Consider the following 21085-nt stretch of genomic DNA (forward strand, 5'->3'; position numbering starts at 1 on the left):
ACGGGAGCGAAGGTGCAGATCCAGATCGCCACCCTCACCAACAAGGCTACCCTCAAGTACTCAGACCTCTTCGTCATTTGACGAAGTGACATAGGATGCCAAAATCGTGCCGCCCGGTGATGAGCCGGGCGGCACGTTTCGTTTGAGATCAGGAAACCTCGGCCAGCCAGCGGGGTAGATCTGCCAGCGACGGCAGTTCCGCAAAGCGCGGATGCTTGGTTGGCAACGGTGCGTCTTCGTGCGCCCAGACGAGGTGGAACGGGATGAGCGCCGCGTAGCTGCCCGCTTCGAGCGCCGGCAGCACGTCGGAGCGCACGGAGTTGCCGGCCATGGCGGCGTGCTCGGGGCCGGCGCCATGGCGCGAGAAGATGCGGGTGTAGGTGTCCGCCTTCTTTTCGCTGACGATCTCGATCCCTGAGAAGAAGCCGCCGAGGCCGGAAGCGGCGAGCTTCGATTCCTGGTGGAAGAGATCGCCCTTGGTGATCAGCACGAGCTTGTACTCCGCCGAGAGAGCTTCGAGAGCTTCGTGAACGCCGGGAAGGGGCTCCACGGGGTGGTTCATCAGCTCGCGTCCGATCGTGAGGATCTCGCTGAGAGCTCGGCTCGATATCGTCCCGTCGCTCACCTGGATGGCGGTCTCCATCATCGAGAGCGTGAAACCTTTCGCTCCATAGCCATAGAGGCTGAGATTGCGCTTCTCCGTTGCCTCGATCTCCTCTTCGAGGCGTTTGGCATCGACGAAATCGGCGAGCAGTTCGTTGAAGCGCTGGCGCGTTGATTGATAGAACGTCTCATTGTGCCAGAGCGTATCGTCGGCATCGAGACCGAGAACGGAAATCGGCATCGGGAATTCCTGTAGTGACGATCAGTGGCGCTGTTGCGCCGCCTGCACGAAGGCGCTGAACAGCCTGTTGCCAGGATTGTCCTGAGTCGCGAAGGCCTCCGGGTGCCACTGAACGCCGATGGCGAAACGCCCGGACGGGATCTCAACAGCCTCGATCACGCCATCGGGTGCCCTGGCTGCGACGACGACCGGAGCGGACGCTTCGACGACCGCCTCCTGATGGCGACTGTTCACCTCAAGGCGCGCGGTGCCCAGGATGCGCGACAGCATGGTGCCCGGCACGATCTCGACGGAGTGCATGGCCGTCCGATCGTCATGGGTGAGAATGTGCGGGCCGCTTTTTCGCACTTCATGCACCATGCGCGCTCCGTGGAGGCAGGCGAGCATCTGCATGCCGTTGCAGATGCCGAGCACCGGCTTGTCGCGTTCGAGAAATCCCCGCATGAGCGCCTGCTCGACCTCAAGCCGCTCCGATGACGGATAACGCGACACGTCGCCGGCGACGTACCAGTCGCGAGGAAATCGGATGCGTCCGCCGACGCTCACGAAGCCGTCGAACTCCTCCACGACGGGCTCGATCATCTCCGGAATGTAGGGAATGCCGAAAGGCAGGCCGCCGGCGCGCTGGACGGCGACGAAATACGCTTTCGTGGTTTCGTAGAGCGTGCCGCCGCTGCTGGTGTTTTCGTTCATGATCACGGCGATGCGAGGTTTGGCTGACATAGGCTTCTATCCGGTAACGCGGTCGACGCGGCTCACCACGCGCTTGGCGCGCAGCTCCGCGATGATGGCATTGAGATGCTTCAGGTCCCACACCGTCAGGTCGATGGTCATGTCGGTGAAGTCCTGGGTGCGCCGTTTCATGGAGACGTTATCAATGTTGCCGTCATGGTCGGCGATCACCTGCGTGATCTGGGCCAGCGATCCGGGCTCGTTGATCGATTGCAGTTTGATGCGCGCCGGGAAGCGCTGGGTCGATCCTGAATCCAGGTCCCAGCGCACGTCGATCCAGCGGTCCGGCTCGTTGTCGTAGGCCGCGAGCGACGGTGACTGGATCGGGTAGATCGTCACGCCCTCGCCGGGGGTCATGATGCCGACGATGCGGTCTCCCGGCACGGCGCCGCCTTCCGGCGCAAAGCTGATCGGCATGTCGGTGCTCAGCCCACGGATCGGGATGCCGCTTGCATGCTCGCCAGCGCCTTTCTTGCCAGTGCCATCGGGCTGTCCGCTGCCGGCGCGGCGCTCCTCGAAATAGTCCGGATAGACGGCCCGCACCACGTCGCCGGAGAACATCTCGCCGCGCCCCACCGCCGCCAGCACGTCCTCGACCGAAACACGGGCCAGCCGGGGCAGGGCACCTTTCAGCTTCTCGTTGGAGAAGGGGCGACCGGCACGCTCGAAGGCGCGTTCCAGGATCTGATGGCCGAGGCCGGTGTATTGCCGACGCACGGCGGCGCGGGTCGCGCGGCGGATCGAGGCGCGCGCCTTGCCGGTGACCACCAAGGATTCCCACGCGGCCGGGGGCGTCTGCCCTTCGGCGCGGACGATCTCCACCTCGTCGCCGTTCTGCAACTCGGTCAACAGCGGCGACATGCGGCCGTTGATCTTGCAGCCCACCGCGGTGTTGCCGACATCGGTATGCACCGCATAGGCGAAGTCGATGGGCGTCGCGCCGCGGGGCAGGGCGATCAGGCGGCCCTTGGGCGTGAAGCAGAAGACCTGGTCGTGAAAGAGTTCGAGCTTCGTGTGCTCGAGGAACTCCTCCGGGTTGTCGCCTTCGGCCAGGAGGTCGATGGTGCGCCTGAGCCACTGATAAGCCCGGCTTTCGGTCGCCAGGCGGGAATCGTCGTTCACGCCTTCCTTGTAGAGGGCATGGGCCGCGATGCCGTATTCCGCCACCTCGTCCATGTCCTCGGTGCGGATCTGCAGTTCGACGCGCTGGCTGCCGGGGCCGATCACCGTGGTGTGGATCGAGCGGTAGTCGTTCTGCTTCGGGGTCGAGATGTAGTCCTTGTATCGCCCCGGAACCATGGGCCAGCTGGTATGCACGATGCCGAGCGCCCGGTAGCACTCGTCGATGCTCCCCACGATGATCCGGAAGGCGAAGATGTCGGAGAGCTGCTCGAACGAAACGGACTTGCGCTCCATCTTGCGCCAGATGGAATAGGGGCGCTTCTGACGCCCAGACACCACCGCCTCGATCCCCTGGGCACGCAGTTTCGTGGTCAGGGTCCGCTCGATCTCCTCGACCAGCTTCTCGCTCTTGGCCGAAAGCTCGCCCAGATGGCGCCGGATGGCCTCATAGGCCTCCGGGTCGAGATTCTGGAAGGACAGCTCCTCCAGCTCCTCGCGCATCTCCTGGATGCCCATACGCCCGGCAAGGGGCGCATAGATGTCGAGGGTTTCCTCGGCGATGCGCTTGCGCTTCTCTGCCGGCATGAACTGCAGGGTGCGCATGTTGTGCAGGCGGTCGGCGAGCTTGACCAAAAGCACCCGCACGTCGTCGGCGACGGCGAGCAGAAGCTTGCGGAAGTTTTCCCCCTGAGCCGCGCGCTTCGAGACTAGGTCGAGCCGCTTGATCTTCGTGAGGCCGTCGACGAGGGCGCCGATCTGGGGCCCGAAGGTCTTGTTGATCTCCTCGAGGGTCGCCTGGGTGTCCTCCACCGTGTCGTGAAGGACCGCCGCCGCGATGGTGGCGTCGTCGAGCTTGAGGTCTGTCAGGATGGCGGCCACTTCGAGGGGGTGGCCGAAGAACAGGTCGCCGGATGCGCGCTTTTGGGTGCCGTGGGCCATCATGGCGTACACGTAAGCACGGTTGAGAAGCGCCTCGTCGGCCGAGGGGTTGTAGCGCTTGACCCGCTCGACGAGTTCATACTGGCGCATCATACGGCCGACATCTCCTTTGGGCCCGGTCTCTCTGGCATAAAATCGGGAAGGTATTGAAGATATTGTACAACGTCTTGCGACCGCAAGCTGAATAGCTTGCCGCAAGGCGGGCATGCCGGGCCGTGGTTAAGGCGTGCAACAAAAAAGCCCGGCAGGGGCCGGGCTTTTCGAGAAAGGCTGGAGATCGCTTACTCGCGGTCGTCGTCGTCCGCGCTGCTGCTCGGGGGCACGAGGCCCTCCAGGCCGCGGAGCAGGTCGTCCTCGCTCATGCGGTCGAACTGCACGTCGGCGTCGTTGTCGCTGCCCGTGGAGGGGGCTGCGGCGGTGTTGCTGAGCATCGGAACGGCTTCGGCCTCCGGCTCGTCCACCTCGACATATTTCTGCATGGAGTGGATGAGCTGCTCCTTCAGGTCGTCCGGAGCGATGGTCTCGTCCGCGATCTCACGCAGGGCCACGACCGGGTTCTTGTCGCGGTCGCGATCGATCGTCAGCGGCGAGCCCGACGAGATGAGGCGGGCCCGGTGGCTGGCCAGCAGCACGAGCTCAAACCGGTTGTCGACCTTGTCGATGCAGTCTTCGACGGTCACGCGAGCCATGCGGGGCTCCTTCTTCAGGTTCAATAAATATCGGAAGAGGGACCGGATACACCGGTTGCCTTAAGAAAACAAGAGGATGCGTTCTGCGGCAGGGGGTTATGCCCAAGCCGGAGAACACGCCTGGGACAGGTGCGAGGGCGCACGGCGGGGGTACCCAGGCCTGGGTAGAGTTTCCCAAGGTAAAGCTTGAGGAGATTGCTCTTGGGAGCCTTAAGATCCGTTCTGCGAAGTCTCGGTCATGCCTTCGACGCTGCCTTAAGGCATCTGAGCCTGCAAAGACCCCCGGTGAACCGGCAGATGCTGCGGGGGTGGCGGCGTCTCATCTGATCACAGGTCAAGTGCGGCGCAGCGCGCGCTTCGCCTTGACTCCTTGCCCTCCGGGTGCGAGTCCCGCGCGGATTCGTTGAACTGAGGGTTCCATTCCTGATGACGCGCGCATTCATTTTTCCCGGACAGGGAAGCCAGACGGTCGGAATGGGCAAGGCCCTGGCCGAGGCCTTCCCGCAAGCCAAGGCTGTCTTCGACGAGGTGGATGAGGCCCTGTCCCAGAAGCTCTCCACCCTCATGTGGGAAGGGCCTGCGGAGGAGCTGACCCTTACGGCAAATACCCAGCCGGCCCTCATGGCCGTGAGCCTCGCGACGATCCGCGTCCTGGAAGCCGAGGCGGGTCTCGATCTCAAGCGGCATGCCGCCTTCGTGGCCGGTCATTCGCTCGGCGAGTATTCGGCGCTTGCGGCTGCCCGCAGCCTGTCCATTTCCGATACGGCCCGGCTTCTCAGGATTCGCGGCAACGCCATGCAGAACGCCGTTCCCGTGGGGCAGGGCGCCATGGCGGCGCTTCTGGGCCTCGAATACGATGCTGCCCTCGAGGTCGCCCGCGAAGCGGCTCAAGGAGAGGTCTGCGATGCGGCCAATGACAATGGCGGCGCCCAGGTTGTGGTGTCGGGCCACAAGAGCGCCGTCGAGCGGGCTGTGGCCATCGCCCAGACCAAGGGCGCCAAGCGCGCCGTGATGCTGGCCGTGTCCGCCCCCTTCCATTGCGCCCTCATGCAGCCGGCGGCCGACGCCATGCGCGAAGCCCTGGACGGCGTGACCGTGAATGCTCCGGTTGTTCCGGTCGTGGCCAATGTGGAGGCCGCCCCCATCACCGACCCGTCGGCGATCCGCGATGCCCTGGTCCGTCAGGTCACCGGGACCGTGCGCTGGCGCGAGAGCGTGGCCTTCATAGCCTCCCACGGCGTCGATTCCTTCTATGAAGTTGGCTCCGGCAAGGTGCTGACAGGCCTCGTGAAGCGCATCGCGGCCGGCGCGTCGTCCGCCGCCATTGGAACCCCTGAGGATGTCGCCGCCTTCAAGGCGTCCCTGAACGGATAAGAGGAAACCCCGCCATGTTCGATCTCACCGGCCGCAAGGCTCTCGTCACCGGCGCCACGGGCGGCATCGGCGGCGCCATCGCCCGCGCGCTCCACGCCCGGGGCGCGACCGTCACCCTCTCCGGCACCCGCCGCGCCGCCCTGGACGAGTTGGCCTCCTCCCTGGGCGAGCGGGTCCATGTGGTCGAGGCCAACCTGTCCGACAAGGACTCGGTCGAGGCTCTCGTCCCGGCTGCCGAGGCCGCCATGGAGGGGCTCGACATCCTGGTCAACAACGCGGGCGTCACCAAGGACAACCTGTTCATGCGCATGAAGGACGAGGAATGGGACACGGTGATCGCCGTGAACCTCACCGCCTCCTTCCGCCTCTCCCGGGCGGCCGTGAAGAACATGATGCGCCGCCGCTACGGCCGCATCGTCAATATCGGCTCCGTGGTGGGCTCCACGGGCAATCCGGGGCAGGGCAACTATGCCGCTTCCAAGGCCGGCCTGATCGGCATGACCAAGGCGCTCGCCGCCGAGGTTGCCAGCCGCAACATCACCGTGAACTGCGTCGCTCCGGGCTTCATCGAGTCGCCCATGACCGACGTGCTCAACGACAAGCAGCGCGAGGGAATCCTGGGTACGATCCCCATGGGGCGCCTGGGCCAGGGCGATGAAATCGCTTCCTCCGTGGTTTATCTCGCGTCAAACGAAGCCGCTTACGTGACGGGCCAGACCCTGCACGTGAATGGCGGAATGGCCATGTTCTAAAGGAACTTATAGCCGTTTCCGGAATCTGTTTGCAGGTGCCCACAACCTCTCGCCAGACAGGATAAGCTTGTGTTAAGCATGATCCCGATCAGGTCAAAGGGGTTGACCGGCGCTTAAAAATGCGGCTTTGCACGGCGCAGGGTAGCCGTTTCAGCGTTGTCAGCTGAGCAGCTGATCTATTTTGATTTCTTGAATCCGCCCAATCCTGAGGCGGCAGCCACTGAGGAAAAAACGATGAGTGACGTCGCTGATCGCGTGAAGAAGATTGTTGTCGAGCACCTCGGCGTCGAAGCCGACAAGGTGGTCGAGAACGCGAACTTCATCGACGACCTGGGCGCCGACAGCCTGGATACGGTCGAGCTGGTGATGGCGTTCGAGGAAGAGTTCAACGTCGAGATCCCGGACGACGCGGCTGAGACCATCGTGACGGTCGGCGACGCTGTCCGCTTCCTTGAGAAGAACGCAGCCTAAGAGCTGAAGGGGCGTCGGGTGACTCATCCGACGCCCGAATTTTATTAATCGATAGGGCAGGAATTCATGCGCCGGGTAGTTGTTACAGGTCTTGGCATGGTCACTCCGCTGGGCAGCGGGGTCGATGCCACTTGGTCGCGCCTCGTCGAGGGGCAGAGCGGCGCCGGCAAGATCACGGATTTCCAGGTCGACGACCTGTCCTGCCAGATCGCCTGCCAGATCCCGCGCGGCGACGGCACCAATGGTACCTTCAACGCCGATGAGTGGATGGAGCCCAAGGAGCAGCGCAAGGTCGATCCCTTCATCGTCTATGCGATGGCCGCTTCCACCCAGGCTCTTCGTGATTCCGGCTGGCAGCCGAAGACCTATGAGGAGCAGTGCGCCACGGGTGTGCTGATCGGCTCCGGCATCGGCGGCATCGGCGGCATCTACGAGGCGTCCGCCACCCTGATCGAGCGCGGCCCGCGCCGGATCTCGCCCTTCTTTATTCCCGGACGCCTGATCAACCTGGCTGGCGGCTACGTGTCCATCGAGCACGGCCTGAAGGGGCCGAACCACGCGGTCGTGACCGCCTGCTCCACCGGCTCGCATGCCATCGGCGACGCAGCCCGCCTAATCGCGCTCGGCGATGCGGATGTAATGGTCGCCGGCGGCACGGAATCCCCGGTCAACCGCCTCTCCATTGCAGGCTTTGCCGCCTGCCGGGCTCTCTCCACGGGCTACAACGACACGCCCGGGAAGGCTTCGCGTCCCTACGACAAGGACCGTGACGGCTTCGTCATGGGCGAGGGCGCCGGTGTCGTGGTGCTGGAGGAATACGAGCACGCCAAGGCGCGGGGCGCCAAGATCTATGCCGAGGTGATCGGTTACGGCCTGTCGGGCGATGCCTACCACATCACCTCGCCGTCCGAGGACGGTGACGGCGCCTATCGCTGCATGGCCGCTGCCCTCAAGCGCGCCGCCATCGACGTATCCGAGATCGACTACGTCAACGCCCACGGCACCTCGACGCCGCTCGGCGACGAGCTGGAGCTGAAGGCGGTCGAGCGGATCATGGGCAATGCCGCCGGCAAGCTTTCCATGTCGTCCACCAAGTCGGCCATCGGTCACCTTCTCGGCGCCGCTGGCGCCGTCGAGGCGATCTTCTCGATCCTGGCCATCCGCGACGGCATCATCCCGCCCACCATTAACCTCGACAATCCGTCGGTTGAGACGGCCATCGATCTCGTGCCGAAGCAGGCCAGGCGGAAAGAGGTCAACGTGGCCCTGTCGAACTCCTTCGGGTTCGGCGGAACTAACGCTTCGCTCATTCTTCGTCGCGTATCCTAAGGAAGGCGCCGAGCCCTTACGGCTTTTCGCCATAATCCCTGCTAGGGTGTCGGCGGACCGGCAGGACCGCCGGCCGATACCAGAAAAGCGGCGTGATGTTCGGACGAAAGAAAAAGATCCTTCTCCCTATGGACGATTCCGACAACGGATCGTCCCAGCCGCGCCTGGCGCCCCGGTCCCCGAGCGAGGCCATCAAACCCTCGATGGCTCCCCCGCCGCCGCCAAAGCTTCGCCGTCGCCGCAGGGGCATGCTGTCCCTGCTCAGCGGATTGCTGACCCTGTTGGTCGCCGTGGCGATTGCCGGCATCTTCGGCTTTTCCATGCTGCAGCAGGCGGTGACCGCCGACGGGCCGCTGCAGAGCGACAAGGTCGTGGTGATCCCCCGCAATACCGGCACGGGCGAGATCGCCCAGATCCTCAAGCAGGAGGGCGTGATCGAGCAGCCCCTGCTGTTCCAAGCCTATGCCTACATGAACCGTCAGCGCGGGCAGCTCAAGGCCGGCGAGTTCCAGTTCAAGGCCGGCACCAGCGTCGAGGAGGCTATCGACACCCTGATCCAGGGCCGGGCCATCCTGCACACCGTCTCGGTTCCGGAAGGGCTTACCAGCGAGCAGGTTCTGGCGCGTCTCTACGAGCACGAGATCCTCACAGGCGATGTCACCGAGACCCCGCGCGAAGGCTCGCTCCTGCCCGATACCTACAAGTTCGAGCGCGGCACCACGCGACAGCAGATCATCAACACCATGCAGACGGCTCAGCGGCAGGCGATCGAGCAGATCTGGCAGCGCCGCTCGCCCGAATTGCCGATCAAGTCGCCGCAGGAACTCGTGATCCTGGCCTCCATCGTGGAGAAGGAGACGGGCCGTGCCGACGAGCGCACGCGGGTGGCCGGTGTCTTCATCAATCGCCTCATGAAGCGCATGAGGCTCCAGTCCGACCCCACGATCGTCTATGGGCTCGTGGGCGGAAAGGGCACGCTCGGCCGCGGCATCCTGCGCAGCGAGATCGAGGCGGCGACGCCCTACAACACCTATGTGGTCGAAGGGCTGCCGCCCGGTCCCATCGCCAATCCCGGCCGCGCGGCCCTCGAAGCGGTGGCCAACCCGTCAAGGACCAAGGATCTGTACTTCGTGGCCGACGGTTCCGGCGGCCATGCCTTCGCCGAGACTTACGAGCAGCATCAGCGCAACGTGGCCCGGTGGCGGCAGCTCGAGAAGAGCCGTCCGGCGATCGGCCCTGCGGATGTGGATCGGGTCCTGCCCGAAGGAGAGCAGACCAGCGTGCCGCCCGGTGCTGCACCCGCGTTGCGCGGCACCGCAAATGCCCTGCCGGCTGTCGGCGGCCGCCCCGGACGCGGGTTCGATGCCAGCGAGGGGACCGAGAAGGACCCGCTCAAGAACAAGAGCTTCGACCTGACTAAACCGAAGAACGTCCCAGCTCTTCAACAGCCATGAGTTGTCGGGGTAGATCCCTGATCCTTGCAATCGACTCTTCCATCGGCGCGCATTATGGTCGCGCCGATTTTTTCATTCCCTCTCGAGGTTTCACGCATGTCCATTGCGAGCATGACCGGCTTTGCCCGCGAGGCCGGCGTCACCGGCGCCTACCAATGGGCCTGGGAACTCAAGACCGTGAACGGCCGTGGGCTTGAGGTACGTGTTCGAACGCCTTCAGGCCTCGACGCCATGGGCGAGGAGGCGCGAGGGCAGATCCTCAAGGCGCTGACCCGGGGGCAGGGGCAGCTCAATCTCTCTTTGAGCAAGGCATCGTCAGCCCCGAAGCTGCGCGTCAACCAGGATGTGCTGCAGTCGCTCCTCTCCGCCCTTGATGGCCTGTCTCTGCCGGAAAACGTGAAGCCCGCATCCCTCGATGGTCTTCTCGCCGTGCGCGGCGTGGTGGAACTCGACGACGATGCCGACGATCCGGGGCAGAATGAAGGGCTTGCGGCTGCATTGCGGGCCGGTGTCGGAGCGCTGATCGATGCCATCAAGTCAGCCCGCCTGAAAGAGGGGCAGGCGCTCTCCGCCGTCCTCAGGCAGCAGCTCGACCTGATCTCGCGTCTCGTCAACGAGGCCGAAGCCGCGCCCGCCCGCCAGCCGGAGGCGATCCGCTTGCGGCTGGAGGCTCAGGTTGCGGAATTGCTCGAAGGCAAGCATGCCTTCGACGCGGCGCGCCTCCATCAGGAGGCGGTGCTGATCGCGGCCCGGGCCGATATCCGCGAGGAGCTTGATCGCCTGCGCGCTCATGTGGACGCCGCACGCGGCCTGTTGCAGGAGGGTGGCCCGGTGGGCCGGCGTCTCGATTTCCTGGCGCAGGAATTCGGACGCGAGGCCAATACCCTGTGCGCGAAAGCCAATGATGTTTCCCTGTCGCGGATCGGCCTTGAATTGAAGGCCGTAATCGAGCAATTCCGCGAGCAGGTTCAGAACGTGGAGTGATGCGGTGAGCCAAGATCCGAAGTCGCCGGTCGGCCGTCGCGGCCTGATCCTCATCCTGTCGTCGCCATCCGGCGCCGGCAAAACCACGCTCACCCGCAGCCTCGTGGAAGAGCGGGCCGGTGTCCTGTCGGTTTCCGTGACCACCCGTCCCAAGCGTCCGTCCGAGATCGAGGGCAGGCACTATCACTTCATCGACGTGGAGGAGTTCAAGGCGATGCGCGATCGCGATGAGCTCCTGGAATGGGCCGAGGTACACGGCAATTTCTACGGAACGCCGCGCAAGCCCGTGGAGAAGACGCTGGCATCCGGCCAGGACATGGTCTTCGACATCGACTATCAGGGCACCCGCCAGGTGCGGCAGAAGCTGCCGGACGACGTGGTGACCGTGTTCGTCCTGCCTCCGAGCTTCAAGGAGCTGAAGGCGCGCCTGGAGCGCCGGGCGGAGGATGCCCCCGACGTCATCGCCAAGCGTCTCGCCAATGCCCGTGTCGAGATGGAGCGCTGGGTCGAGTACGATTACGTGATCGTCAATGAAGACCTCGACCGCTCCTTCCAGAGCCTCAAGGCCATCCAGTCCGCCGAGCGCCTCAAGCGCGATCGCCTCGTTGGCCTGTCGGATTTCGTCGAAGGATTGCTCGCGGAGAAGCTCGACTAGGTCGCTGCCTAGACGAGCGCCAGCTGGTTCCGGCGCTCGTGACGGGCGATGGCATGCCCGATCAGCACCTCCATCAGCTCGCTCTGCGGCAGGCCACCTGCCTCCCAGAGTTTCGGATACATGCTGATCGCGGTGAAGCCCGGGAGCGTATTCACTTCGTTGACGAACAGGCTGCTCTCGCTCTTCGGGTCCACAAAGAAGTCCACGCGCGCCAAGCCTTCGCAGCCGAGGCTCTTGAACGTTTCGACGGCAAGATTCTGGATGCGCTCGGCCTGGTCTGAGGTGAGTTCCGCCGGGATGCGCAGGAGGGCGCCGTCCGCGTCGATGTATTTGGCATCATAGCTGTAGAAGCCATGGCTGCCGGCCGGCACGATCTCGCCAAGCGGCGAGGCTTTGATCTCCCCCGCAGCATTCTCCAGCACGGAGCATTCGATCTCCCGTGCGTCCGTGACGCTCCGCTCCACCAGCACCTTGCCGTCATACCGGAAGGCCTTTTCGCAGGCTTTGGCGAACTCCTCCGGCGATGAGGCGCGGGACACGCCCACCGACGAGCCCATGTTGGCGGGCTTCACGAAAAGATCGCTCGTGCCGAGCGCATCCACGGCAGCCCGGTAGTCGACGCGGGTGTGGGGCGTCAGCGTCAGGAAGGGAACGACCGGCAGGCCGCTGTCGCGCAGCAGCCGCTTGGCCACATCCTTGTCCATTCCGGCGGCGGAGCCCATCACGCCGGAGCCCACATAGGGAACGTTCGCGAGTTCGAGGAATCCTTGAACTGTCCCGTCCTCGCCATTCGGCCCGTGGAGCACGGGAACGACCGCGTCGAGGCGGAGCGTGGTGGAGCCGGCATCGCCGTTCAGGACCATCATCTCACCTGCACCGCCCGGCAACAGGGCGACCTGGGGCGCCCCCTCGGGGATCTCCAGAGATTTCGCCCCTCGTCCACCGCCATTGCCGCTGTCGCAGAGGAGCCAGCGCCCGTCGCGGCCGATGCCGATGGGGACGATGTCGTAGCGGTCCGGATCGAGGGCGCGCAGCACATTGGCGGCTGAGAGCTTGGAGACCTCGTGCTCCGCAGAGCGTCCTCCGAACAGAAGCCCGATCCTCTTGCGCGGCTGCGACATGCCCGCTTCCTCCTTTGCGGCGGCTCTAGGCCGCTCATCCGATCCGATCATGGGAGAGGCGCGGTTAAGGCCCCATGAAAGACCTCCGCGCCTCCCGTCGAGCGGCTTCATATAGAGGGTATCGAAGGCGGGGCGAGCGTTGGAGCCGCTTTAAGCCCGCGAGGCACGCATGGCGTCGAGGGCATTGGCCAGCGCCACATAGCCCTCCACCGGGATGTTCTCGGCCCGGATCGTTTCTTCCAGCCCAGCCGCCCGAATGATCTCGGACGGATCCGGAGCGATGGATTTCAGGCTCTGGCGCAGCATCTTGCGACGGTGCCCAAAGGCGGCCCGGGTCACTGCTTCCAACGCTCCCAGGCGGCAGGGCAGAGGGTTGGCCCGTGGCGTCAGGTGGACGACGCTCGAGGTGATCTTCGGCGGCGGCACGAAGGCGGAGGGCGGTACGTCGAAGAGGATGCGCGATTCCGCGCGCCAGCCGCAGAGGACACCCAAGCGGCCGTAGTTCTTCGGATCGCTCTCGTCGGCCACGATGCGCTCGGCGACCTCGCGCTGAAACATGAGGGTGAGGGAGGCCCACCAAGGCGGCCAGGCCTCGCCGGTGAGCCATCCGGTGAGCAGAGCCGTGCCGACATTGTAGGGCAGGTTGGCGATGATCCGGACGAGCCCGTCGCCCACGAGCGGGCGCGGGTCGAACTCCAGGGCATCGGCTTCGACCACCTCCAGCCGGCTCGGATAGCGCTCGGCGATTTCGGCGAGCGCCGGGAGGCAGCGGGTGTCGCGCTCGATGGCGACCACCTTTTTTGCGCCGGCCGCAAGGATTGCTCGGGTCAGGCCGCCGGGACCGGGACCGACCTCGATGATGGTCGCTTCCTCCAACGGTCCCGCGGAGCGGGCAATTCGGCTCGTCAGGTTGAGGTCGAACAGGAAGTTCTGGCCCAGCGACTTCTTGGCCATGAGCCCATGGGTGCGAACCACCTCGCGCAGAGGGGGAAGGTCGTCGATTTGGCTCATGGCTTGCTCAGCCGAGCGGCGAGCTTGATGGCGGCGATGAGGCTGTCGGGCCGGGCGATGCCTCTGCCCGCGATGTCGAAGGCTGTGCCGTGATCCGGAGAGGTGCGCACGAAGGGAAGCCCGAGGGTCACGTTGACCGCCTCGTCGAACGCGATGGTCTTAATCGGGATGAGAGCCTGGTCGTGGTACATGGCGAGCGCCGCATCGTAGCGGGCGCGAGCGCGAGCATGGAACATGGTGTCAGCGGGCAGGGGGCCTACTGCCTCGATGCCCTCAGCGCGCAAGGCATCGATGGCCGGGACGATGATGCCGGCGTCCTCCGTTCCCATCGCTCCGTTCTCGCCGGCGTGAGGGTTGAGGCCTGCAAGCGCCAGCCTCGGGTGAGCGATGCCGAACCGCTCCCGCAGTTCCCGGGCCACGATCCGTCCGGTCAGCACGATCAGATCCGTGGTGAGGGCAGAGGGCACGTCCGCAAGAGGAATGTGCACGGTCACAGGCACCACCGCCAGCCCCTCGCTCCAGAGCATCATCACGGAATGATAGACTTCTCCGCTGCCTTTGGAGGCGAGTGCGGCGAGAAACTCCGTATGGCCCGGATGCCGGAACCCGGCCTCGTAAAGGACGTGCTTGGCGATGGGGTTGGTGACGAGCGCCGAGGCTGACCCCTTCTGGACCAGTCGTACGGCTGTCTCAATAGACTCGACCACCGACGCTGCTGCGCCTGCAGCAGGCCGGCCGGGTTGTGCCGAGACCGAAACGCTCAAGGGGAGAACCGGCAGAGCCTTTGGAAACGTGTCGGGGATCTGCTCTGTCTGAACGGCCATGATCGGCACGTCCCAGCCCTGGCTCTGCGCAACACGTTCGAGGAATGCGGGGTCACTCAAAACAGCGAAGGGGGGCAGGGTCCGTTCTTCCCGCAGCATCCAGGCCCTCAGGGCCAATTCCGGCCCGATCCCGGCAGGGTCACCCTGCGTCAGCAGGAGTGAGGGCTGGTTCAAGGCCGGCACCCGTGTCCTTCACCATCACTCATCGTCGGAACCGCTGAGTCTCTGCGTGTAGCCCACCTCGCCAAGCGAGCGGAGTTCAAGGCTGAAGGCGACCGTGTGGTTCTGCTCCTTTTCGCCCGAGGTCAGGGCGATGTCGCGTGGGGTGATGCTGTAGCTCACCGAGAAAGTCGTGCACTCGTCCATGTAGCCCAGTCCCAGGGACATGCCAGCCACATAACCTATGTTCTCACGTTGGGAGATCGCTCCCGGAGTCGCCGTAGGAATGACGAACGTTTCGCGCGCCACGAGATAGCGGTCCAGGTCGAGGAGGACCGAGCCCGTGACGAACCAGTTCGGCGTCATGTCCCAACGGGCGGAGGCCAGCAGGCCCTCGCGGCGGGTTGGGAAGCCGATGGCAGGCTGAGCCTCATACCGGGCATAGATCAGAGAAGTCGAGACCGGCAGATAGGGATTGAAGTTCGCCCGGATGCCGGCCTCGAACCGGTTCAGGCTGAAATCTTCCTGATCGAAGCGTCCGCGCGAGATGAAAGCGAAATTGGCATTCGGCGAAATCTGGAAGCGGCCGACATAATCGGATGCCCGGGATTCGAGGCCCGAGTCCAAGCCTACATTGGCCAGGTCGCCCTGGCGGAACGAATTGCGTCCAGCAACCTGATACGACTGACCGAACAGCACATTGGCATAGAAGTCGTCTGCGCCGGTGACCGTGTACTGCAGGCCGACATTGGCGCGTACGCCGCCCTCGACTCGGTCGTAGCCGGAGAACTTGTCCCAATCGAAGAGCGACGTGTCGTCGAAGACGAGGCTCTGGGCATCCTCGTTGGGCAGGCTGCCAATCCGGGTCTCGTTCGGTCGGGCAATGATCTGTGCGATCGGCTCCAGGATCTGCTGACCTGAGGTGCCGAGGCTCGCGACGAAGGGATAGCGGTATTCGAGACCGATCGCCGGAGTGGCGCGGAAGAGATAGTCGTCATCCCCGTCGATGAAGTTCTCGAGCTGCGGGTTCTGGTAGCCGTTGAAATCGGGAGCGATCCAGAAATTGTCGGCCCGCAGATAGGCGAAGGGGGTCCAGACCTGGCCGATGGGATCGACGAACTCGCGCCGCCAGGATGCCGTGACCGAAGCTCTGGACGTCGAGCCGCTTATGCCGCGAACGAGGCACTCAGCAGGATTGAATAATCCATCATCATTTTGGCGGCAGGTCCGAGCAATGCCGAAGTAGGCCGCACTATCGTTGGACAGCGGGTCGAACTGGGCGGCCTCACGAGACAGGCTGGTGACATTCACATCAATTGCGAACTCGCCCCCGATGGTCGGAGGCGTGAAGCGCTTGTTGTAGTCGATCACCGGAGCGACGATCGGCTGCTGCTTCTGCCAGTCGTAGGTGGACAGCGTCTTGAAGTAGTAGCCCCGCGCATCGAAGAACGAGCGATCTCCCTGGCCCTGGAGATAGACGGTCGAGACCGATTCCTTGACGTAATAGCTGCTCAGGCTCTCGCTGCGGATGCGGTAGTTCGTGAGGAACCACTTGTCGGACACAAGGGCGATGTCCCAGCCCCAGCGCCAGTTCTGGTTGATGAAGAACTCGCCCGACGTCTCCAGAGAGCCGCGGAAATCGCGGTCGCCTGCTCCGTACGGAGGGGGAAGAAACGCCTCCGGGTCCAGCTGGTTGATGCCGGTCGCGCGGATGTTGTAGGTGCCGTTTTCCAGGCGGTGGCGCCACTCGACCTGCCCAAGAAGGCCCTGACGGCTCAGGATGGTTGGGCTGATCGTCAGGTCATAGTTGGGCGCGATGGCCCAGAAGAACGGGACCGAGCCGCCATAGCCCAGGGTGTTCGAATAGACGTAACGCGGCGCCAGGAAGCCCGTCTTGCGCTTGACGGTCGGATCCGGCGTCCAGAAATAGGGCAGGTAGGCGACCGGGATGCCGAGGAGCTCAAGAGTGGCATCCTCGTAATAGATCGTCCGCTCGCTGTTGTTGTGGATGATCTTCGCCGCCTTCACCTGCCAAAGCGGGGGGCGTTCCGGGTTGTCCTTGCACGGTTCGCAGGCGGTGTAGGTGCCGCGCTCGAAGGTCGTGGTCTCGCCCTCAGAACGCTCTGCCCGCGGAGCCGAGAATCGGGTCGTTAGGGGACGCCCCTGCTCCACGGTGGTCTGCACCACTCGCAGCGAATCGATAAAGCCGTTTTTGAAGTCGTCGGTGAGCTCGAAACGATCGCCCGTTGCGACGGTGCCGTTGGCATCCGTCAGGCGGGCATTGCCCTCGGCAAAGACGCGGCCGGTGTTCCGGTCATAGGTGACCCGGTCGGCCTGGAGCGTCCGGCCCTGGTAGTTCATCTGCACGTCGCCGGTGGCGGCAATCGTGTTCCGGTCGTTGTCGTAGACGATTTCCTTGGCGTCCACGAGGAGTCGGTCGTTCCCGGATCCCGACTGGGCGCGGGCGCCGATGGTCTCGTTGAGCGTGGCTTGGGCAAGCGCAGGCATTGACCCAGCGGCAAGTATCAGTGCCGCTGCGACCGCCGACGTTGCGATCGTTGTCTTGAGCCGCCGCATCCCCACTCCTTCGCAATACTCTTTCTTGAGAACGGTCAGCCGTCCTCTTGGTACAATAAGGCCAAGGTCCCTAAAAGACTGCCTACTACAGCAGGGAACCAGGCCGCAACCAACGAACTGATGATTCCGGAGGCTCCAAGCTCCGCCATAAGCTCAGTGGCGACATAAAGCATGAACCCGGCTGCGACGCCACCCAGAACCATCATGGCTACACCGCCAAATCGAAAGAATCTTAACGAGACGGATGCGGCAACGAACACCATGGCGATGAAGAGCAGGGGACGGGCCAGGAGCAGGTCGTAATGGAGCCGGTAGGTGGTGGCGTTGATATCCGCCTGCTCCATCCGGCTGATGGTTTCCTTCAGCTCCCAGAACGGGACCGCATCGGGGTCGATGAAGCTTTGTCGAACCTCCGAGGGCTTCAGGGTCGAGGCGATCAGATAGCGGTCGTGGGACCGGGGCTCCTCGGTTGCCGACAGAACCCGGGCGTCCTTCAGCTCCCAGAAACCCTCGTGCAGGTTCGCTTCACGGGACTCGACCCGGTGGCTGAACGTGCCGTCATGGTCGAAGGCATAGACCGTGACGTCATAGAGGGTCGCGGCATTCGTCGCCGAGCCGTTCGCACGGAAAATGGCCTGCCCGTCCAGGCTCCTCTGGCGAAGCCAGATGGGCTTTTCCCGGGTCTGGACGTTCCTGGAGAAAATGCTCGTCTCCAGGGCGGAGGCGCGCTGCTTGAGGACGGCGGAAAGGGGATTGTAGACGGTAACGGAGAGCACGCCGATCAGCACCGCGATCAGGAGACCGGGCTGAAGGAATTGCCAGGCAGAGATGCCCGCCGCTCGCGCCACCACCAGTTCGAGCTTGCGGCTGAGCTGGAGGAGAGCCGCCATGCTGCCGAACAGCACGGCAAAGGGCATCACCTGCTCGGCGATGGCCGGGGTGCGGAACAGGGCCAGTTGCGCAATGACCGCTGTCGTCGCGCTCGGCGCATCGCCGGCTCGGCGCATGAGCTCTACGAAGTCCAGGGTGTAGACGAGGGTGAAGACCGTCGCGAAGACCAGGAAAATAGTCTTGAGGAACTGCCGCGAGAAATACGAGCCAAGGGTCCGGCCGATCAGCATGGTCAGGCTTTCTGGATCGCGGGAGAGCGTGCCGGCAGGAGATTACTGAACAGCCTCAGAAACTTGGCCTGGGCCACTCGCATGGCAGGACCTTGCAGTATCAGCAGCAGGCTGATCAGGATGCTGGCCAGCGGCACGGCGTAGATCGCGATGACCGCCGCCGGGGCCCGGGCGACGCCGCTCGAGGCAGCGAAGCCGAGGATTCGCATCAGCACGATCGCCACCACCGCGCTGGCAATCGCCATGCCACGGCCTTGGCGGGTCGTGCGGGGTTCGCCCAGAGCCGCGAAGGCGATCATCATCATGGCGAGGGGGTAGAGCCAGGAGGACAGGCGCTCATGAAGCTCGGCCCGGAAGCGTCCAGACTGTTGCTGATAGATGGGCTCGCTCTTGTCAGGGAAGAGGAGCTGGAGGGTGCTGCGCTCGCGGGGCTTGTAGATGACTTCTCCGCCCTCCTTGTTGAAGGCCGAGAGGTCCACCGCATAGCGTTCGAAGGCGACGATGGAGGAGTCGCGGCTGTTCGGTTCCTTGCGCTGAACGCTTCCCTTCTGGAGCACGAGATAGGACGTTCCGTTCTGCTCGGCGGTCTGGCCCCGCTCGGCCAGATAGACGATGGCTTTGTTCTTCTCCCGGAGGTCCTCCATGAAGATCCCGAGCAGGGAATCGCCCTGGCGTTCCCGGTAATGGAAGGTGATGCCGTTATCCAGGCTGATGAACTGGCCTTCCTTGGCCATGGTGCCCACGAAGTCGGCCCGGATTTTCGTGAACAGCTGGCGCATTTCCTGGAAGCTTGCGGGCATGATGTGGACCGAGATGATGCCCACAGCCAGGCAGACAAAAGCCGCCAGCGCCAGGAAGGGCCGCAGCAGCCGCCCCGGAGGCATGCCCCCGGCGCTCATGACGATCAGTTCGGAATCCCCGTTCAGCTTGTTCAGGGTGTAGATGGTGGCCAGAAACAGGGCGACCGGCGCGATGACGCTGATCAGGGCGGGCAGGGACAAGCCCGTCACCGTCAGGAAGATCATGAGCGTCTGGCCCTTGCCGGTCAGCAGGTCGAGTTCCCGCAGGGCCTGGGTGATCCAGATCACGCCCGTGAGGGCTACCAGGCACGCGGCGAAGGCATTGAAAGTGTTTTTGAGGATGTAGCGTTCGAGAAGTGTCATAAGGCCCTTCGCCCCCGGGCGGTTGCGCCCTGGGTATCGTGTCGGACAGTCTCAGGCAAGACGGCCGTTTTCAACAGCCTGAGATTGCGCCGATTTCACGGCAGCTTCCCCCTGATCCCAGCTGCAATATGATATATGTCCCAACCGTCACCACAGCGCATCAGCGTCGCAGCCGGCCCCAAGACCGGACATGCACCAGAACAAAGAGGATTTCATGGCCGACAGCTTCAAGATCGACTTCCAGGCCCACGGGAAAGTCGAATCCGGCGATCTCATCGTCTTCGTCGGAGAGAAACTCAAGCCCTCCGCCGCCGTGGCCAAGCAGCTCGGACCGAAGGCCGTCGATCTGATCGCCAAGGCTGCCGCTGCGGAAAGCTTCAAGGGCAAAGCCAAGTCCGCCATGTCGATCGTGGTCCCCTCAGGCCTCTCCGTCGAGCGGCTGATCGTGATCGGCACTGGCGGCGAGAAGGACCGGGCCGACCTGGACTTCGTGCAACTGGGTGGCCTGATTGCCGGCAAGGTGAACGGCAAGCTCGCGACGGTGGTCCTCGACATACCGGAAATCGAGGTCACGCCGGAGGCAGTGGCCGACATCGCGGTTGGCGTCGGCCTTCGCCGCTACAGCTTCGACCGCTACAAGACCAAGAAGAAGGACGAGGACAACGGGAAGGGCGGCGGACGGCTGGTCTTCAGCGTGGCGGATCCCGCTGCGGTCAAGAAGGCCTACAAGACCCGCGAGGGTATCCAGCAGGGCGTCATCATCGCCCGCGACCTCGTCAACGAGCCGCCGAACATCCTGGGGCCGCAGGAATTCGCCGCTCGTGCCCAGGCTCTGACCAAGCTCGGCGTCGAGGTTGAGATTCTCGACGACAAAGCCATGAAGAAGCTCGGCATGGGGGCACTGCTCGGCGTGGCCCAGGGTTCCGTGCGCGGCGGCCGGGTCGCCATCATGCGCTGGAACGGCGGCAAGGCGAACGATAAGCCCATCGCCTTCGTCGGCAAGGGTGTTGTCTTCGACACCGGCGGCATCTCGATCAAGCCGGGCGCCGGCATGGAGGACATGAAGGGCGACATGGCGGGCGCCGCCTGCGTGGTCGGGCTCATGCATGCGCTTGCAAGCCGCAAAGCCAAGGCCAATGTGGTCGGCGCCATCGGCCTCGTGGAGAACATGCCCGATGGCAATGCCCAGCGGCCCGGCGACATCGTCACCACCATGTCGGGCCAGACCATCGAGATCATCAACACGGATGCCGAGGGCCGCCTCGTGCTGGCCGACGTGCTCTGGTACGTGCAGGATCGCTTCAAGCCCAAGTTCATGATCGACCTCGCGACCCTCACAGGCGCGATCATGGTGGCTCTGGCCCAGGAATATGCAGGCCTGTTCTCGAACAACGACGAACTGGCCGAGCGCCTGACCGTTGCCGGCAAGGCCACGGGCGAGCGGGTCTGGCGCATGCCGCTGGGCCCCGAGTTCGACAAGATGATCGAATCCAAGTTCGCCGACATGAAGAACTCGGCCGGCCGTTTCGGCGGCTCGAGCACCGCTGCGGCGCTGCTCCAGCGCTTCGTCAACGATGTGCCCTGGGCCCATCTCGATATCGCCGGCACAGCCATGGGCTCGCCCACGACCGAGATCAACCGGGGCTGGAGCTCCGGGTGGGGCGTGCGCCTCCTCGACCGTCTCGTGCGCGATCATTACGAAGCCCGGTAATCCTACATAACGTCATCCCGGGGCTGCGCTGCAGAACCCGGGATCGCTTGACG

18 protein-coding genes are annotated in these 21085 nt (G+C 64.2%); 8 read left to right on the forward strand and 10 right to left on the reverse strand.

All coding sequences use genetic code 11. The annotated features are described in order from the left end of the window. Positions 1-148: 148 nt before the first annotated feature. The 4 genes from IC232_RS23940 to rpoZ form a co-directional block, all read right to left on the reverse strand. The gene (locus IC232_RS23940) at positions 149-844 is read right to left on the reverse strand and encodes an HAD family hydrolase (protein ID WP_190847470.1); all 696 of its coding nucleotides are present in this window, start codon (positions 842-844) and stop codon (positions 149-151) included. Positions 845-865: 21 nt separating this feature from the next. Further along, positions 866-1567, reverse strand: coding sequence for a gamma-glutamyl-gamma-aminobutyrate hydrolase family protein (locus tag IC232_RS23945; RefSeq protein WP_190847471.1), 702 nt, complete (start codon positions 1565-1567; stop codon positions 866-868). 6 nt (positions 1568-1573) lie between these two features. Beyond that, positions 1574-3730, reverse strand: coding sequence for a RelA/SpoT family protein (locus IC232_RS23950; protein ID WP_190847472.1), 2157 nt, complete (start codon positions 3728-3730; stop codon positions 1574-1576). Positions 3731-3918: 188 nt separating this feature from the next. Next, the gene (gene rpoZ, locus IC232_RS23955) at positions 3919-4326 is read right to left on the reverse strand and encodes a DNA-directed RNA polymerase subunit omega (RefSeq protein ID WP_190847473.1); all 408 of its coding nucleotides are present in this window, start codon (positions 4324-4326) and stop codon (positions 3919-3921) included. Positions 4327-4752: 426 nt separating this feature from the next. Here rpoZ and fabD point away from each other — a divergent pair, with 426 nt between their 5' ends. The 7 genes from fabD (at position 4753) to gmk (ending at position 11345) form a co-directional block, all read left to right on the forward strand. Beyond that, positions 4753-5700 (forward strand): ACP S-malonyltransferase, encoded by a 948-nt coding sequence (gene fabD / locus IC232_RS23960; protein WP_190847474.1) that lies wholly within the window; start codon positions 4753-4755, stop codon positions 5698-5700. A 14-nt stretch (positions 5701-5714) separates the two neighbouring features. Beyond that, a complete protein-coding gene (fabG, locus tag IC232_RS23965) occupies positions 5715-6452 on the forward strand; it encodes a 3-oxoacyl-[acyl-carrier-protein] reductase (protein WP_190847475.1) in 738 nt (245 codons plus the stop codon). A 234-nt stretch (positions 6453-6686) separates the two neighbouring features. After that, entirely contained in the window at positions 6687-6923 is a 237-nt protein-coding gene (locus tag IC232_RS23970; protein WP_036347903.1) for an acyl carrier protein, read from the forward strand. 66 nt (positions 6924-6989) lie between these two features. Further along, positions 6990-8252 (forward strand): beta-ketoacyl-ACP synthase II, encoded by a 1263-nt coding sequence (gene fabF / locus IC232_RS23975; protein ID WP_190847476.1) that lies wholly within the window; start codon positions 6990-6992, stop codon positions 8250-8252. Between the two features lie 95 nt (positions 8253-8347). After that, the gene (mltG, locus tag IC232_RS23980; protein WP_190847477.1) at positions 8348-9706 is read left to right on the forward strand and encodes an endolytic transglycosylase MltG; all 1359 of its coding nucleotides are present in this window, start codon (positions 8348-8350) and stop codon (positions 9704-9706) included. Positions 9707-9802: 96 nt separating this feature from the next. Further along, on the forward strand, positions 9803-10690 hold the full coding sequence (locus IC232_RS23985) for a YicC/YloC family endoribonuclease (RefSeq protein ID WP_190847478.1): 888 nt from the start codon (positions 9803-9805) through the stop codon (positions 10688-10690). A gap of 4 nt (positions 10691-10694) precedes the next feature. After that, positions 10695-11345, forward strand: coding sequence for a guanylate kinase (gene gmk / locus IC232_RS23990; RefSeq protein ID WP_190847479.1), 651 nt, complete (start codon positions 10695-10697; stop codon positions 11343-11345). 8 nt (positions 11346-11353) lie between these two features. Here gmk and IC232_RS23995 read toward each other — a convergent pair whose 3' ends face one another. The 6 genes from IC232_RS23995 to lptF form a co-directional block, all read right to left on the reverse strand. Further along, complete coding sequence (locus IC232_RS23995; RefSeq protein ID WP_190847480.1) at positions 11354-12466, reverse strand: D-alanine--D-alanine ligase family protein; 1113 nt, start codon at positions 12464-12466, stop codon at positions 11354-11356. 150 nt (positions 12467-12616) lie between these two features. Then, positions 12617-13477: a 16S rRNA (adenine(1518)-N(6)/adenine(1519)-N(6))-dimethyltransferase RsmA gene (gene rsmA, locus IC232_RS24000; RefSeq protein ID WP_190847481.1), complete on the reverse strand. Its 861-nt coding sequence runs from the start codon at positions 13475-13477 to the stop codon at positions 12617-12619. Continuing rightward, positions 13474-14475, reverse strand: coding sequence for a 4-hydroxythreonine-4-phosphate dehydrogenase PdxA (gene pdxA / locus IC232_RS24005; protein WP_190847482.1), 1002 nt, complete (start codon positions 14473-14475; stop codon positions 13474-13476). Before pdxA ends, rsmA begins: the two co-directional genes overlap by 4 nt. A 24-nt stretch (positions 14476-14499) precedes the next feature. After that, positions 14500-17037 carry an LPS-assembly protein LptD gene (locus tag IC232_RS24010; protein ID WP_190847483.1) on the reverse strand — a complete coding sequence of 846 codons (2538 nt, stop codon included), beginning with the start codon at positions 17035-17037 and terminating at the stop codon, positions 14500-14502. Between the two features lie 35 nt (positions 17038-17072). Next, on the reverse strand, positions 17073-18158 hold the full coding sequence (gene lptG, locus IC232_RS24015) for an LPS export ABC transporter permease LptG (protein ID WP_190847484.1): 1086 nt from the start codon (positions 18156-18158) through the stop codon (positions 17073-17075). Positions 18159-18160: 2 nt separating this feature from the next. Continuing rightward, positions 18161-19321 carry an LPS export ABC transporter permease LptF gene (gene lptF, locus IC232_RS24020; RefSeq protein ID WP_190847485.1) on the reverse strand — a complete coding sequence of 387 codons (1161 nt, stop codon included), beginning with the start codon at positions 19319-19321 and terminating at the stop codon, positions 18161-18163. Between the two features lie 214 nt (positions 19322-19535). Between lptF and IC232_RS24025 the strand changes: the two genes are divergently transcribed. Beyond that, on the forward strand, positions 19536-21032 hold the full coding sequence (locus IC232_RS24025) for a leucyl aminopeptidase (RefSeq protein ID WP_190847505.1): 1497 nt from the start codon (positions 19536-19538) through the stop codon (positions 21030-21032). Positions 21033-21085 lie beyond the last annotated feature (53 nt).

It is taken from the genome of Microvirga sp., from assembly GCF_014699075.1.
GTDB lineage: Bacteria > Pseudomonadota > Alphaproteobacteria > Rhizobiales > Beijerinckiaceae > Microvirga.

Excerpts from the sequence above, each read along its gene's own strand:
- fabD (WP_190847474.1), top strand. The coding sequence starts at position 4,753 with ATGACGCGCGCATTCATTTTTCCCGGACAGGGAAGCCAGACGGTCGGA.
- IC232_RS23950 (WP_190847472.1), bottom strand. The coding sequence starts at position 3,730 with ATGATGCGCCAGTATGAACTCGTCGAGCGGGTCAAGCGCTACAACCCC.
- IC232_RS23940 (WP_190847470.1), bottom strand. The coding sequence starts at position 844 with ATGCCGATTTCCGTTCTCGGTCTCGATGCCGACGATACGCTCTGGCAC.
- lptG (WP_190847484.1), bottom strand. The coding sequence starts at position 18,158 with ATGCTGATCGGCCGGACCCTTGGCTCGTATTTCTCGCGGCAGTTCCTC.
- IC232_RS23985 (WP_190847478.1), top strand. The coding sequence starts at position 9,803 with ATGTCCATTGCGAGCATGACCGGCTTTGCCCGCGAGGCCGGCGTCACC.
- fabF (WP_190847476.1), top strand. The coding sequence starts at position 6,990 with ATGCGCCGGGTAGTTGTTACAGGTCTTGGCATGGTCACTCCGCTGGGC.
- IC232_RS23970 (WP_036347903.1), top strand. The coding sequence starts at position 6,687 with ATGAGTGACGTCGCTGATCGCGTGAAGAAGATTGTTGTCGAGCACCTC.
- IC232_RS23945 (WP_190847471.1), bottom strand. The coding sequence starts at position 1,567 with ATGTCAGCCAAACCTCGCATCGCCGTGATCATGAACGAAAACACCAGC.
- IC232_RS24025 (WP_190847505.1), top strand. The coding sequence starts at position 19,536 with ATGGCCGACAGCTTCAAGATCGACTTCCAGGCCCACGGGAAAGTCGAA.
- IC232_RS23995 (WP_190847480.1), bottom strand. The coding sequence starts at position 12,466 with ATGTCGCAGCCGCGCAAGAGGATCGGGCTTCTGTTCGGAGGACGCTCT.
- mltG (WP_190847477.1), top strand. The coding sequence starts at position 8,348 with ATGTTCGGACGAAAGAAAAAGATCCTTCTCCCTATGGACGATTCCGAC.
- lptF (WP_190847485.1), bottom strand. The coding sequence starts at position 19,321 with ATGACACTTCTCGAACGCTACATCCTCAAAAACACTTTCAATGCCTTC.
- fabG (WP_190847475.1), top strand. The coding sequence starts at position 5,715 with ATGTTCGATCTCACCGGCCGCAAGGCTCTCGTCACCGGCGCCACGGGC.
- rsmA (WP_190847481.1), bottom strand. The coding sequence starts at position 13,477 with ATGAGCCAAATCGACGACCTTCCCCCTCTGCGCGAGGTGGTTCGCACC.
- IC232_RS24010 (WP_190847483.1), bottom strand. The coding sequence starts at position 17,037 with ATGCGGCGGCTCAAGACAACGATCGCAACGTCGGCGGTCGCAGCGGCA.
- rpoZ (WP_190847473.1), bottom strand. The coding sequence starts at position 4,326 with ATGGCTCGCGTGACCGTCGAAGACTGCATCGACAAGGTCGACAACCGG.